Source organism: Candidatus Desulforudis audaxviator MP104C, assembly GCF_000018425.1.
GTDB classification, from domain to species: Bacteria; Bacillota; Desulfotomaculia; order Desulfotomaculales; family Desulforudaceae; genus Desulforudis; species Desulforudis audaxviator.
Window position 1 is genome coordinate 1068960 of record NC_010424.1, and the last position, 13313, is coordinate 1082272.

General features: G+C 62.5%; 16 protein-coding genes. All 16 read left to right on the forward strand.

Annotation, left to right across the window (positions count from 1 at the left end):
• Positions 1 to 13 precede the first annotated feature (13 nt).
• Entirely contained in the window at positions 14 to 412 is a 399-nt protein-coding gene (locus DAUD_RS05115) for an Asp23/Gls24 family envelope stress response protein (RefSeq protein ID WP_012302115.1), read from the forward strand.
• 18 nt (positions 413 to 430) lie between these two features.
• Positions 431 to 958 carry an alkaline shock response membrane anchor protein AmaP gene (amaP, locus tag DAUD_RS05120; protein WP_012302116.1) on the forward strand — a complete coding sequence of 176 codons (528 nt, stop codon included), beginning with the start codon at positions 431 to 433 and terminating at the stop codon, positions 956 to 958.
• 14 nt (positions 959 to 972) lie between these two features.
• The gene (locus DAUD_RS05125; protein WP_012302117.1) at positions 973 to 1188 is read left to right on the forward strand and encodes a DUF2273 domain-containing protein; all 216 of its coding nucleotides are present in this window, start codon (positions 973 to 975) and stop codon (positions 1186 to 1188) included.
• Entirely contained in the window at positions 1189 to 1614 is a 426-nt protein-coding gene (gene nusB, locus DAUD_RS05130) for a transcription antitermination factor NusB (protein ID WP_456298437.1), read from the forward strand.
• A gap of 34 nt (positions 1615 to 1648) precedes the next feature.
• Positions 1649 to 2857, forward strand: a complete 1209-nt coding sequence (xseA, locus tag DAUD_RS05135) for an exodeoxyribonuclease VII large subunit (protein ID WP_041570834.1) — start codon at positions 1649 to 1651, stop codon at positions 2855 to 2857.
• A gap of 100 nt (positions 2858 to 2957) precedes the next feature.
• Positions 2958 to 3821 (forward strand): bifunctional 5,10-methylenetetrahydrofolate dehydrogenase/5,10-methenyltetrahydrofolate cyclohydrolase, encoded by an 864-nt coding sequence (locus DAUD_RS05140; RefSeq protein WP_012302120.1) that lies wholly within the window; start codon positions 2958 to 2960, stop codon positions 3819 to 3821.
• Complete coding sequence (locus DAUD_RS05145) at positions 3821 to 4477, forward strand: cyclodeaminase/cyclohydrolase family protein (RefSeq protein ID WP_012302121.1); 657 nt, start codon at positions 3821 to 3823, stop codon at positions 4475 to 4477. Before DAUD_RS05140 ends, DAUD_RS05145 begins: the two co-directional genes overlap by 1 nt.
• Positions 4474 to 4701, forward strand: a complete 228-nt coding sequence (gene xseB / locus DAUD_RS05150) for an exodeoxyribonuclease VII small subunit (protein ID WP_012302122.1) — start codon at positions 4474 to 4476, stop codon at positions 4699 to 4701. Before DAUD_RS05145 ends, xseB begins: the two co-directional genes overlap by 4 nt.
• A 2-nt stretch (positions 4702 to 4703) precedes the next feature.
• A complete protein-coding gene (locus tag DAUD_RS05155) occupies positions 4704 to 5591 on the forward strand; it encodes a polyprenyl synthetase family protein (protein WP_012302123.1) in 888 nt (295 codons plus the stop codon).
• Between the two features lie 799 nt (positions 5592 to 6390).
• Positions 6391 to 6978: a hypothetical protein gene (locus DAUD_RS05160; protein ID WP_012302124.1), complete on the forward strand. Its 588-nt coding sequence runs from the start codon at positions 6391 to 6393 to the stop codon at positions 6976 to 6978.
• A gap of 21 nt (positions 6979 to 6999) precedes the next feature.
• Positions 7000 to 8898 carry a 1-deoxy-D-xylulose-5-phosphate synthase gene (dxs, locus tag DAUD_RS05165; RefSeq protein WP_456298444.1) on the forward strand — a complete coding sequence of 633 codons (1899 nt, stop codon included), beginning with the start codon at positions 7000 to 7002 and terminating at the stop codon, positions 8896 to 8898.
• Positions 8899 to 8901: 3 nt separating this feature from the next.
• The gene (locus DAUD_RS05170) at positions 8902 to 9726 is read left to right on the forward strand and encodes a TlyA family RNA methyltransferase (protein WP_012302126.1); all 825 of its coding nucleotides are present in this window, start codon (positions 8902 to 8904) and stop codon (positions 9724 to 9726) included.
• An 18-nt stretch (positions 9727 to 9744) separates the two neighbouring features.
• Positions 9745 to 10596 carry an NAD(+)/NADH kinase gene (locus tag DAUD_RS05175; RefSeq protein ID WP_012302127.1) on the forward strand — a complete coding sequence of 284 codons (852 nt, stop codon included), beginning with the start codon at positions 9745 to 9747 and terminating at the stop codon, positions 10594 to 10596.
• Positions 10597 to 10678: 82 nt separating this feature from the next.
• The gene (gene argR / locus DAUD_RS05180) at positions 10679 to 11131 is read left to right on the forward strand and encodes an arginine repressor (RefSeq protein ID WP_012302128.1); all 453 of its coding nucleotides are present in this window, start codon (positions 10679 to 10681) and stop codon (positions 11129 to 11131) included.
• Positions 11132 to 11135: 4 nt separating this feature from the next.
• Positions 11136 to 12854, forward strand: a complete 1719-nt coding sequence (recN, locus tag DAUD_RS05185; protein WP_012302129.1) for a DNA repair protein RecN — start codon at positions 11136 to 11138, stop codon at positions 12852 to 12854.
• A 94-nt stretch (positions 12855 to 12948) separates the two neighbouring features.
• Complete coding sequence (gene gatC, locus DAUD_RS05190; protein ID WP_012302130.1) at positions 12949 to 13230, forward strand: Asp-tRNA(Asn)/Glu-tRNA(Gln) amidotransferase subunit GatC; 282 nt, start codon at positions 12949 to 12951, stop codon at positions 13228 to 13230.
• Positions 13231 to 13313 lie beyond the last annotated feature (83 nt).

A 13313-nucleotide genomic window follows, 5' to 3' on the forward strand; every position in this document is an offset into this window, starting at 1 on the left:
GAGGTGCTAGTGAATGGCTGAGCAGGTTTCCGAAGTGAAGGGAGAAATAGGGGCCGTACGGATTGCCAACGAAGTGGTAGCCATTGTGGCCGGCCTGGCCGCGATTGAGGTTCCGGGCCTGTCCGGAATGAGCGGCGGAGTGGTCGGAGGCATCGCCGAGCGGCTGGGGCGCAAGAATCTGGCCAAGGGGGTCAAGGTAGAAGTCGGAGAAAGGGAAGCGGCCATTGATCTGTACGTGATTGTCGACTTCGGGGTCCGCATCCCGGATGTCGCCACCCAGGTTCAGACCAGCGTTAAACGGGCCGTTGAAACAATGACCGGTTTGAAGGTTGTGGAAGTGAACGTACACGTTCAGGGTGTGGCCTTCGGCAAGGAAGAAGAGCCGGAGGAAGTAGAAACACGGGTCCGGTAGCGCCAAGGAGGTTAGAGCATGGGGCCGTTTGACCGCGGCCTGTTGGCGATATACGCCTTGGCCGTGTCTGCAAGCATCGTGATCGGGATCTTAATTTTCACCGGGGTTGTGGCCCCAACCCAACTAGAAGTGCTTCTTCGCCCGGAACACAACGCATTGGCGACGGGTGTTCTGGGCGTCTTTCTTTTGGCGGGACTGCGGCTTCTGGGAGTCAGCCTGCGCCGGAAAAAGGAAAGCCAGGCCATTGTGGACGAGAGCGCTCTCGGACAGGTGCGGGTGTCGCTGACCGCGCTTGAGAACCTGATTGAGAAGGTGGTGTCTCCGGTACCCGGGATTCGGGAGGTACGGCCCAAGGTAGGTCCTGAGGACGGAGGCATCGGAATTCGCCTGAAGGTGATCGCCAGCCCCGACATAAACGTGCCCGAAATGTCACGGGTGATACAGCAGTTGGTTCAGGATCAGATCCGCGAGGTCACCGGTCTCACGGTAAACCGGGTAAGAATTGAAATAGAGAACTTTGCCATTTCGAAGGGCCGGGTGGAGTAGCGAGGTGGTTCTCTTTGTTCACAAGACTGATTGATATTTTGGATGGACACTGGGGTAAGGTCGGCGGCGTCGTCCTGGGACTACTGTTCGGGTGGTTTGCCATCAGCTACGGGTTCTGGCGGGCGTTGTTCGTGGCGTTAATGGTGGCGTTCGGCTACTACATCGGTAAGCAGGTGGACGAACGCACCGACTGGGAGAAACTCTGGGACCGCTTCCGGCGCGGTCATTAGGTGACGCGGTTGAAGAGAAGACGTCAGAGAGAGACCGCCCTGCAGGTTCTTTTTCAGGCTGAAGTCGCCCGCATTTCCGGAGAACGTGCCTTTGCGCGGACCATGGAGTTGTTCGGCCTGAATACCGAGGATTTTGCTTACGCCCAAGAACTGGTGGACGGCGTTTTGGCGAAGGTGGACCGGCTCGACAGAATAATCTCCCGGGTGAGTCACGAATGGCGCCTGGAACGAATGGCCAACGTAGACCGGAATATTATCCGGCTGGCGCTCTACGAAGTGTTCTTCCGTGACGACATCCCGATCAACGTGGCGGTGAACGAGGCGCTTGAGTTGGCCAGGACGTTCGGAACTGAGGACTCGCGGCGGTTTGTGAATGGGATTCTGGGCAAAGTGGTGGAAGAGCCGGAGGAATATCGTCCGGAATAGAAAAGCTGATTTTTGGGGACCGGTGGCGCGCGAAATGCGAATCGTCAGTGTACGGGAGTTGACCGGGTACATCAAAGAGCGCCTGGAATCCGATCCTTTTCTGGCCCACGTCTGGGTACGCGGCGAGGTGTCGGCCTGTACCCGCCATCCGTCGGGCCATCTTTATTTCTTTCTGAAAGATGAAGCCGCCCGAATCCGCGTGGTGATGTTTCGTTCCCAGGTCTCCCGTCTGGGGGTTCCCCTCGAGAACGGGACGACGGTGGTGGTGCGTGGATACCTGGGAGTCTACGAACGCAACGGGGAGTACCAGCTTTACGCACAGGGCGCGGAGGCCGAAGGCGCCGGAAAGCTGCACGCCGCCCTGGAACGCCTGAAGGAAAAGCTGCAGCGCGAGGGACTTTTTGACCCGGCCCGCAAGCGGGCTCTCCCCGCCCTGCCGGATACGGTGGGGGTGGTCACCTCCCCGGTGGGTGCGGCCTTGAAGGATATCCTGACGATAATGCGCCGGAGGTGGCCGCCGGCCCGGGTGCTGCTGGCCCCGGTATCCGTGCAGGGGGAGACCGCCCCCTATGAAATCGCGCAGGCCATCCGCGCCTTGAACGGGGCCGGCGGGGTGGACGTGATCATTGTCGGCCGGGGAGGCGGTGCGCCGGAGGAACTGGCGGCCTTCAACACCGAAGTGGTAGCGCGTGCCATCTTTGAATCTAGGATACCGGTGGTATCAGCCGTGGGTCACGAGAAAGACGTCACGGTCGCCGACCTGGTGGCCGATTGGCGCGCTCCTACCCCATCGGCGGCCGCCGAGGCGGTTGTACCTGATCAGCGGGCGGTACGGGAGCGCCTCGCGGCCGTGGAATCCCGCTTGGGCCGGGCGGTTCGTCACCGCCTGGCGGTTTACCGGGTTCGGCTGGAGGCGTTGCGGCAGCGCCCGGTAATGGCGAGTCCCGGAGTGTTGTGCCGGCGCCGTCGGGAAGTGGTGCGGAGCCTTGAAGAGCGCTTGGGCGGGGCGATCGGCCGGCGTACCGGAGAAGGACGGTCCCGGCTGGCGGTGCTTTCTGGCCGGCTCGAGGCCTTAAGTCCCCTGCAGGTGCTGGCACGGGGGTACAGCATCTGCCGGCGGGCTGACGGACGGATCGTCCGGGACGCGGACGGTGTTTCTCCGGGGGAGCGGGTGATCATTTGGCTGCACGCGGGAGGACTTTCCTGCCTGGTGGAAGAAACATTTCCGAGCCGGAACCCGTGACCGAAGTCAATCGGGAAGCATAAGGACGGCGCTTCAGGGCTGGATGGGCGCTCCGGAAATCCGGCGGCGTATCGATTCGGGCACTTCAGGGAGGCATTAAATGACGACCCTGTTGGACGGAAAAGCGGTAGCGACGGTGATCCGGCAAGAGATTGCCGCGGCCGTAGGCGAATACTCCCAGCGGGGCATCAGGCCGCGCCTGGATGCCGTGCTGGTAGGCGATGACCCGGAAGCGGTGCATTACGTCCGGGCCAAGGAGCGGGTGGCGAAAAGCCTAGGCATCGAGTTCAGGTTGCACCGACTCCCCGGCGCAACCAACGACGGTGAGTTCCTGGAAAGGCTGCAGGCCTTGAATGCCGACTCTGCGGTGCACGGGATTATTCTTGAGTTGCCGCTGCCGCGCCACTTGGACCGGGAGCGGGCGCTGGAGTCGATTTCGCCGCTCAAGGATGTGGACGGGGTGCACCCGCTGAACAGGGGCCGCCTGATGTCGGGGATCGAGGGCCTGTACCCGGCCACGCCCTTGAGCTGCCTCCGGATTTTACGGGCCTACGGCATTGAAATTGCCGGCAAACACGCTGTGATTGTTGGCCGGGGTGAGACTGTCGGCAAACCGTTGGTTTTTCTGTTGCTGGGCGAAAATGCCACGGTGACGGTGTGCCACACCCGGACGGCTGACCTGGCCGGACACACCCGGCAGGCCGACCTTTTGGTGACCGCGGCCGGGAGAGCCGGACTGATCGGGGCAGGGATGGTTAAACCGGGAGCGGTGGTGGTGGACGCCGGGATCAGCGCGGTGGATGGGAGTCTCCGGGGGGACGTGGATTTCGAGACGGTCCGCGGGGTGGCCTCGGCCATCACGCCGGTGCCGGGCGGGGTTGGCAGTGTTACCACCGTGCTGGTGATGAAAAACCTGTTGCAGGCGATGAAGATGCAAGGCGTAGATGGCGGGGGAAACCGGTAATGGACTATCGTGAGTGGTCTTTGGGCGAGTTTTTGGAGCGTGCCGGGTCGGGGGACCCGACACCGGGGGGCGGCAGTGCGGCCGCGGTCGCGGGGGCGCTGGGGGCGGCGATGGCGGCGATGGTTGCCGAACTGACTCTCGGCCGGGCCCGTTACCGAGACGTGGAGCCCGAGGTGCGGGCGCTGTTGAAGGAAGCGGGGGGCTTGCGCCGGGAATTGGAGACCCTGGCGAGCGAAGATTCTACCGCTTTTGCGCGATTGCTCGAAACGTATAGAATGGCCCAAAATACCGACCAGGAGCAGGAGGAGCGCCGTATGGCCATTCAGGCGGCCCTGAGCCAGGCGGCGGAAGTCCCGCTGGAGGTGGCGCGAGCCGGGCTGGAGACCCTCAGGCTGGCTGAGCGCCTGGCGGCCATCGGCAACGAACAGGCCCTGAGTGACGCCGGGGTGGCCGCTTACCTCGCGGCGGCATCCGTGAGGAGCGCACTGATGAACGTGCTGATCAACGCCCGTCAAATAGAGGAGCGGGCTTTGGTGGAACGGCTGGTGCGAGAAACGAAGCGGCTCGGCGATCAGGCGGCCGAGGTTGAGAAACTTGTGGAACGGACGGTGGTCCGGCGGCTTGGGCTTGCGATGGGGAGGAACGGGGGGAAGTGAGCGGCAGAAGCTTTGAAGAGGCCCTGCGGCGCCTGGAGGAGATCGTGCAGCTTCTGGAAAAGGGCGAAATGCCACTGGAGGAGGCCTTGGACCTTTTTGCCGAGGGAGTGGAACTGGCCGGCCACTGTCACGGGATGCTGGACGCGGCCGAACAGCGTTTGGAGGTACTGGCGCGTAACGGGACCGGCCGTAACCGGGCGGGTGATGGAGGCGGTGAGTTTTGAGCATGTTTTTGCAGGCACTGGCTGCAAAGGCGGAAACAATCGACGCGGCGCTGGACCGATACCTGCGGCAGGCTTCGGAGAATCCCCCGGTTATTCACGAAGCGATGCGGTACAGTGTGTTTGCCGGCGGCAAGCGGCTCCGTCCGGCCCTGACCCTCGCCGCCGCGCAAGCCGTGGGAGCCCCGGAAAGACTGGTGCTGCCGGCGGCCTGTGCGATTGAGCTGATCCACACGTACTCCCTGATTCACGATGACCTGCCCGCCATGGACAACGATGACTTGAGGCGGGGCAAACCGACCAACCACCGGGTGTTCGGCGAGGCGGTGGCGCTGTTGGCCGGAAGCGCCCTTTTCGCCCTGGCGTTTGAGGTCCTCGCCGGGTGCCGCCGGGACGGAGGGCTTGCGGCCGAACGAATCCTGGCGGTCGTAGAGGAGGTCGCCGCGGCCTGTGGCACAGCGGGTTTGATCGGGGGCCAAGCGCTCGACGTGGTATCCGTCTCCCGAACCGTCAGTGAGGCGGAACTGGAAGCCGTACATCGGGCCAAAACCGGAGCGCTCTTCCGGGCGGCGGTGCGGGCCGGAGCGGTCTTGGGGGGCGCCAGTCCGGTCCAGCTGGAGCGGCTGACCGTATTTGCCGAACATTTCGGGCTGGCCTTCCAGATCACTGACGACATTCTGGACGTCACCGGATACGCTGAGCAGACCGGCAAGGCGGTGGGCAGCGATGCCCGGAACAGAAAACACACTTACGTTTCGGTGTGCGGCCTAGAAGCGGCTCGGCGGCGCGGTGCCGAAAGTTCTGCGGCCGCCCTGGCAGCCCTTGAAGAGTTTGGGCCTGAGGCGGATTTCCTGCGCCAGGCGGCGGAATTCATCGTGTCACGAGAATTTTAAGCGGAAAAGGTGAAGCCGAGGTTTAGAGGCCTCGGACCGGAGTTTAGGATGCGTTCAGGGAGATTGCCCCGAACCCGGCCGTATGCTATGATTACGTGCAGGACAAAAGCTAAAACAGAGCCAAGTTTGGGTAAGTGACGCAGTATCCTAGTCAGAAACCCCTTTTGCGAAGGCGGGCCTAAAAATCCGCTAAGGGCACATCGATGAAGTTCCTGGTGCCGGCTGCCGACGCCCAGTCGGGGGCTGGTGCTGGGGGTTAAGGGGATGGGGCGAGCTGCAACGGCATGCAGGCGTTGACCCCGTCCCCGCGGAGACCCAAGTGCGTGGGGAGCGCGGCGAACTACGGCTTGGGGTGTAAACCTGTACGTGGGGAGAAGCTGCGTGCAGTGTAGCCTGCCTTGAGTGGTCATGGTGGATGCCGCCGAATGCGCCCCTGGACGCGGGGGCCCCTGCCGATGGGGTGCAGGTTGAAACCATGACTGCAAAAGAGGCTAGGGAAGGGGTCTTCTGTCGGGGAAAGCTCCTAGGCTGTCCGAAAGGGGCGGGCTGGGGATTGCAGTGTAGTCTGAGTGGTAATCCAGTACCGGTGCCGGCAACGGTCCGGGGACGGCCTTAAAGGGAAACCGCCCGTTCGGCGACGGCGGGTGGCGGTTCGGGAAAACCTGCTGGACCTAAGCTACAATATTTATCCAACCCGCTGTCACTTACCCCTGAGTTATTCAGGTCAGACCTTAAAAGGCGGAAGTTGTACCGCTGCCGGTCGTCGAGGCCTGACTGCGATTTAGAGGTGTTCACGCCATTGGCGAACGACAACGGCCCTCCATCCTACCGGCACCTGGTGATGGTGGGTCTGGGAACCCTGGTGGCGACCATTGTCATCAGCCTGTTTGCCGAGACAACGGTCAGGCAGGTGGCGAACCTTGGGATCGCCCTCTTTCTACTGGTGATAATCATCGCCATCAACGTGGTTTTTGATATTATCGGAACCGCCGCGGCGGCGTCCCGGGAGGCGCCGTTTCACGCCAAGGCGGCCAAGAAGGTATTCGGGGCGCAGCACAGTGTGTACCTGGTGCGAAACCGGGATAAGGTGGCCAACTTCACCCAGGACGTAATCGGCGACATCGCCGGCATCGTGGCCGGGGCATTGGGCATCGGCCTGATCACACGGGTGGTCCTGACACATCCCGACATAGACGCCATCGTTTTCAGCGTTTTGATCACGGCGGTGATCGCCTCCCTGATTGTCACCGGCAAGGCTTACGGCAAAAGGATCGCCGTCCGGAGAGCCACTCAAATCATTTTTATAGTCGGCAAAATTCTGGCTGGATTCGAAAGACTGGTTTTTTGGCGCGCCGAGCCCGGCCGTCGCCAGCGCAAGTCTCGTTAAGGGAATGATCGCTTCTTGGGATTGCTGGACGGAATAAGCCACTTGACCGATCTCCGGGCGCTGACCCCGGATCAGCTTGACGAACTCGCCGCCGAGCTCCGCGATCTGATTGTGTCCACCGTCTCCCGCACCGGCGGGCATCTGGCCCCCAACCTGGGAGTCGTCGAACTGACGCTGGCCCTGCACTACGTATTCCGGGCTCCCGACGACCGGATCGTCTGGGACGTAGGCCACCAGTGCTATGTGCACAAAATTCTCACCGGCCGCAAGTCGCAGTTTCACACCCTGCGCCAGTTCGAAGGCTTGAGCGGGTTTCCGAACCGGAACGAAAGCGAGTACGACTGCTTCGGCACCGGGCACAGCAGCACCTCGATTTCCGCCGCGCTGGGCATGGCTCTTGCCCGGGATTTAAGCGGGGAGGACCGAAACGTGGTGGCAGTGATCGGGGACGGTGCACTTTCGGGCGGGATGGCCTTCGAAGCGCTGAACCAGGCCGGTCACCTGGGATGCCGGCTCATTGTCGTTTTAAACGACAACGAAATGTCCATTGCCAGAAACGTGGGCGCCATGGCCCGTTACCTCTCCCGGCTGCGCACCGACCCAATGTACTCTCGGAGCAAGGACGAAGTGGAGTCGCTCTTGCGGCGGATCCCCGCCATCGGTCCACGGGTGCTCGGCTGGATTGAACGTATCAAGGACAGTCTGAAATACCTGGTGGTCGCCGGGATGCTGTTTGAGGAGTTGGGTTTCACTTACCTGGGCCCGATCGACGGACACAATATCCCCGCGATGCTGAACGTGTTCCGGCAGGCCCAGGCGGTTGAAGGTCCGGTGCTGGTGCACGTCCTGACCAAAAAGGGCAAAGGATATGCCCCGGCCGAGAAAAACCCGGATAAGTTTCACGGGGTCGGCCCGTTCGACCCGGCAACGGGGAATACGCCTACCGACGCCAGGGTTTCGTTCACCGAAGTATTCGGCCGGACACTGGTTCAACTGGCCGAAGCGGACAGCCGCATCCTGGCGATCACCGCTGCAATGACGTCGGGTACCGGCCTGGGGCCGTTTTCACGCCGGTTCCCGCAGCGTTTCTTTGACGTGGGGATCGCGGAGCAGCACGCGGTCACTCTGGCCGCCGGGCTGGCGGTTGAAGGCTACCGTCCGGTGGTGGCCATATATTCCACCTTCTTGCAGCGGGCCTACGATCAGGTGCTGCACGACGTGTGTCTCCAGAAGCTTCCCGTGGTGTTCGCCCTGGACCGGGGTGGGATCGTCGGCGAAGACGGTGTCACCCACCAGGGAGTGTTCGATTTCTCCTTCCTGCGCCCGGTTCCCAACCTGGTGATGATGGCCCCGAAAGACGAAAACGAATTCCAGCACATGCTGAAAACGGCCGTGGAACACGAGGGTCCGATCGCCGTGCGCTACCCGCGGGGCACGGGAACGGGCTGCGCGCTGGACCAGGATCTCGTGGCGTTGCCCATCGGACGGGCGGAAGTGCTCCGCGAAGGGGACGATATTACGTTGATCGCTATCGGAAACATGGTGCCGACGGCGGTCAAAGCCGCCGAAATTCTGGCTGAACGGGGAATAGAAGCGTCCGTGGTCAACGCCCGGTTCGTGAAGCCGCTGGACGAGAAGTGCATCTGCCATTACGCCCGCCGCACCGGGCGCCTGATCACATTGGAGGAAAACGTGATCGCCGGCGGATTCGGCAGTGCCGTTCAGGAACTCCTTGTCGCTAAGGGCCTTACCGACGTCCGGGTACAGTTGATCGGCCTTCCCGATGTGTTTATCGAGCACGGTGCCCCGCACCTGCTGCGGGCCAAGTACGGGTTGACCGTGGACCGCGTGGTCCGCACGGCGGAAAGTGAGAAAAGAAAGCGGGCCAGGCTGAAGCTGGCGCCGAGGTTGCTGAGGTAAGGCGTGAGCCGCAAGGAAAGACTGGATATTCTCCTGCACTCCAGGGGCTGTTTCCCCAGCCGCGAACGCGCCCGGTCGGCGATCATGGCCGGGGTTGTTTTTGTAAACGGGGTCCGGGTGGACAAGCCGGGAACGAAGTTGGACCCTCATGCGGATATTGAAGTCCGCGGCCCGGACCTGGCGTTCGTGAGCCGTGGGGGTTTCAAATTGGAGAAGGCACTGCAGGTTTTCGGGATTGACCTGCAGGGAAAAGTGGTTCTGGACGTCGGCGCGTCCACCGGGGGATTCACCGACTGCGCCCTGAAGCACGGGGCGGCCCTGGTCTACGCCGTCGACGTCGGGTACGGCCAGTTGGACTGGAGTTTGCGCCGGGACCCGCGGGTGGTGGTCCTGGAGCGGACCAACATCCGTCACCTTTCACCGGCGGCCCTGGAAGTACGTCCTTCTTTCTTCACCATTGACGTTTCCTTTATCTCCCTGAGGCTCGTTTTCCCCAGGGTCGACGAACTGACCGCGCCCGGTGCGGAGGGGGTAGTCCTGGTCAAGCCGCAGTTCGAGGCCGGGCGGAACCTGGTGGGGAAAAAGGGCGTGGTACGGGACCCGGACGTGCACGTCCAGGTGCTGCTGGGCGTCCTGAAGGAGGCGCAAACCCTGGGGTGGGGAGTGCGGGCGCTGGATTACTCCCCGGTGCGCGGTCCACAGGGCAATATCGAATATCTGGTATACTTTCAGAAAGGGCGGCCGGCAGCGCCCGACTTGCCGGCCGGCGTGCGGCGGGTGGTGGATGAAGCGCACGGTGCGCTGTCCGGACCTGGTGGACCCGTTTGAACGAAAGGAAGATCACCTTTGAAAAACATCGCCCTGGTGATTAACCGGCTGATCCCCCGCTCCCGGATAGAGCCCGTGGTTGATCAGATCGCCGCGCGGTGTGCCGGATGTGATATGACCGCGGTGTACGTGGAGAACGAGTCCGGTGAATGGAAGGGGTTGGCCGAGGCCCGGCGCTTGGGGATCGACCTGGTGATCACCCTCGGCGGGGACGGCACTGTTTTGGCCGGTAGCAGGATGTTCGCCGACCTGGGGGTGCCGATAATGGGCGTGCGCTTGGGCAGGCTCGGGTTCTTGAGCGAGGTGGAGCCGGCCGGGGTGGCCGCGGCGCTGGAGGACCTGGCAAATGGGCGGTTTTTCACCGAGAACCGGCTGATGCTCGAGTCCCGGTTGCTCCGGCACGGTGAGATCCTGCACCGCGGATTCTGCCTGAACGATGTTGTGCTGTCCCGGGGTGCGACCCTGCGAGCGATCGAGTTGGAGTTTGAAATTGACGGTGAGCCGGTAGCCCGGTATGCGGGCGACGGGCTGATCGTCTCCACGCCTACGGGTTCCACCGCTTATTCACTGTCGGCTGGGGGACCCATACTGGCCCCGGACCTCGGGGCTGTCCTGGTCACTCCGCTTTGCCCGCACAGTCTCTGGATCCGCCCGTTGGTGGTGGGTCCAGAAAGCAGGATCCGGGTGTACCTGACGCGTCCGGCCGTAAAGCCTGAGGTGGTCCTGGACGGGCAAGAAAGCTGGACGATCCGGGAAGGAGACGTTTTGCAGGTCCGGCGGTCGGAGTACCCCTGCCGTTTGGTAAGGTTCGAGCCGAAAAGCTGCTATCAACTCGTGCGCCGCAAATTTCAAGGGGAAAACGCCCGGTGAAGCGCCTCGATACTGTAGTTGCACTGGTCCGCCGCTACATTGCCCGCCTGGGCGATCATCCTTGAAAAGGTTGGTGAGACGAGTGAAGGCGAGACGCCAACGTAAAATCATTGAAATTATTCACCGGCAGGTGATAGCCACCCAGGCGGAACTGGCGCAGGTGCTGCGCAAGGCCGGTTTTGCAGTCACCCAGGCCACGGTCTCCCGGGACGTAAAGGAACTGGGCCTCCTGAAGGCTTCCGACGGTCAGACGGTGCGGTACCTGCCCCCGGGGGAACAGCCGGTGGCCGCTGCCGAGGAGCGGATGGTGCGCCTGTTTCGGGATTACGTGTGGGAAGTTAACGCCAATGAGAGCCTCGTGATCGTCAAGACCCTCCCGGGGGCGGCCCAGGGGGTGGCCTCCGCGCTCGACTACGCGCGGTGGCCTGAGATTCTCGGCACCGTGGCCGGTGATGATACGATTTTTGTTGCCGTGAAGTCGCAGCGGGATGTCGGCGGCATCAGGGAGCGCCTGGCCGGTTTGCTGGAGGGGTGAGGGCGTGATTGAAAGGCTGGTCGTACGAAACTTTGTCTTAATTGACCACCTGGAAGTCGAATTTGGGCCGGGACTTAATGTGCTTACCGGGGAGACCGGCACGGGAAAGTCCCTGCTGATCGATGCCCTGGAGGTGGTTCTGGGGCGGCGGGCATCACCGGACTATGTGCGCGCCGGGGCCGACCGGGCCTACCTGGAGGTAGTATTCGGCCTTCAGGGCGGGAATCCGGTCCTCGGCGAACTGGAGAACGCGGGCATGGAGGCGGAGGAGGGTCTCTTGATCCTCAGCCGGGAATTGTTCGGCAACGGGCGGAATGTCTACCGGATCGGCGGCCGCACCGTGCCGCTGTCAATTTTCCGGGAGATCGGCCGGCACCTCGTGGATTTCCACGGGCAGGGTGAACAGCAGTCTCTGCTCCGGGAGAGTCGTCACGGCGAATTGCTGGACCGGGTGGGCGGCCCCGAACTCAGATCGGCAGTGGAGCGTCTGGAACATCTCTTCCGGGACTGGGCTGAAGCCCGGCGGGTGCTGGAGCAATACCGCCACGACGCGATGGAGCGGGCCCGGCGCCTGGACGTACTGAGCCTGCAGGTTCAGGAGATAGACCGTGCCGGCCTGGAGCCGGAAGAAGAGGAAAGCCTCCGGGAGGAGCGGGGCTTTCTCGTGAACGCCGAACAGATCGCCCACCTGGCGGGTGAGAGCTACCAGGTGCTGTACGGGGCGGAAGATCACGGGCCGGCCGCCGTGGTCCAGATCGGGCGGGCACTGGAGAACCTGCGCGCTTTGAGCCGGATATGCCAGGAGGCGCGGGACGCCGTGCCCATTCTGGAATCGGTCTTAAACCAGGTGCAGGAAACTGCTCGGGATCTCCTGGCGCTCCGGGAGCGGGCGCGGTTTGACCCCGGACGGCTGGACAGGGTTGAAGCGCGGTTGGCGCTGATCGAGGGGCTCAAGCGTAAGTACGGGGCGACGCTGGACGATATACTCCGCTTCCGAGAGACGGCGGCCGCGGAACGTGACCGCCTGCTCGGAAGCGAAGAGGAGATTGCGGGCTTGGAAAAGCGCATCGCCACTTTAAGTGCCGAATGGGAGGCGTTAGCGGCCGAGGTTTCGGCGGGTCGCCGCAAAACGGCTGCGGCGTTGGAGGAGGGTGTAACCCTCGAACTCCGGGAACTGGAGTTTGCGAATCTCGAGTTCCGGGTGGACTTCCAGCCCCTTGACGGGCCGAATGCTCGCGGGCGGGAGCAGGCGGTGTTTTTGTTTTCCGCGAATCCCGGAGAGCCGCTGAAGTCCCTGGCCCGAATTGCATCCGGCGGCGAGCTTTCCCGGATAATGCTGGCCCTAAAGAAACTCCTGGCCGAGGTGGACGAAACGCCCACGCTGATTTTTGACGAGGTGGACGCCGGAGTCGGTGGGCGGGCGATGCAAGCGGTAGCCGAAAAGCTGTCGGCGGTCGGCCGGAAACACCAGGTCATCTGCGTGACGCATGCGCCGCAGATCGCCTGTCACGCTAACCGGCACCTGCAGATCGGAAAGGAGACGGCCGGGGGAACGACCCGGACGGTTGTCCGGGAGTTGGATGAAGAAGAGCGCCTGGAAGAGTTGGCCCGGATGCTCGCTGGCGGCCGCGAGATTACCGACGCGGCCCGGAAGCACGCCTTTGAGATGCGTAAATCCGTCACCGATTCACGTTCACGTGGGCTTCGGGAGTCCGATAACTGACAAGCGGCAATTCCCGCAAACCCGCGACCCCTATCTTGCCAGTAAGCCCAGGAGTTTGGTATAATAACAGCGATTTTTGCGGGGTGATGCCGGTATGTTGACGAAATCCGAAGTGGAACATGTGGCTTTGCTTGCCAGGCTTGACCTGAGCGAAGAGGAGATTGAACTCTACACCACGCAGTTGGCCAAAATTCTGGAATACGCGGCGGTCTTGGACCAACTGGATACCTCAGAAGTGCCTCCGACTGCCCACGTACTGCCCTTACAGAACGTTTTTCGGGAGGATCTGGTCGGCGAGCACCTGGCACCCGAGGATGTGCTTGCGAACGCTCCCGAGAAAGAGGAAGGGTTTTTCAAGGTTCCCCGGATTTTCTAATCAACGGTGACGCCGTCCCGGCGCACCTTTTCACCTGGGAACAAACGAACCAGGTAGATTGTATTGTTTAGTTGGCCCTGGAG

What these genes read in the sequence shown, in the direction of transcription:
- DAUD_RS05115 (WP_012302115.1), top strand. Translation starts at nt 14, where the DNA reads ATGGCTGAGCAGGTTTCCGAAGTGAAGGGAGAAATAGGGGCCGTACGG.
- amaP (WP_012302116.1), top strand. Translation starts at nt 431, where the DNA reads ATGGGGCCGTTTGACCGCGGCCTGTTGGCGATATACGCCTTGGCCGTG.
- xseA (WP_041570834.1), top strand. Translation starts at nt 1,649, where the DNA reads ATGCGAATCGTCAGTGTACGGGAGTTGACCGGGTACATCAAAGAGCGC.
- DAUD_RS05140 (WP_012302120.1), top strand. Translation starts at nt 2,958, where the DNA reads ATGACGACCCTGTTGGACGGAAAAGCGGTAGCGACGGTGATCCGGCAA.
- DAUD_RS05145 (WP_012302121.1), top strand. Translation starts at nt 3,821, where the DNA reads ATGGACTATCGTGAGTGGTCTTTGGGCGAGTTTTTGGAGCGTGCCGGG.
- DAUD_RS05155 (WP_012302123.1), top strand. Translation starts at nt 4,704, where the DNA reads ATGTTTTTGCAGGCACTGGCTGCAAAGGCGGAAACAATCGACGCGGCG.
- gatC (WP_012302130.1), top strand. Translation starts at nt 12,949, where the DNA reads ATGTTGACGAAATCCGAAGTGGAACATGTGGCTTTGCTTGCCAGGCTT.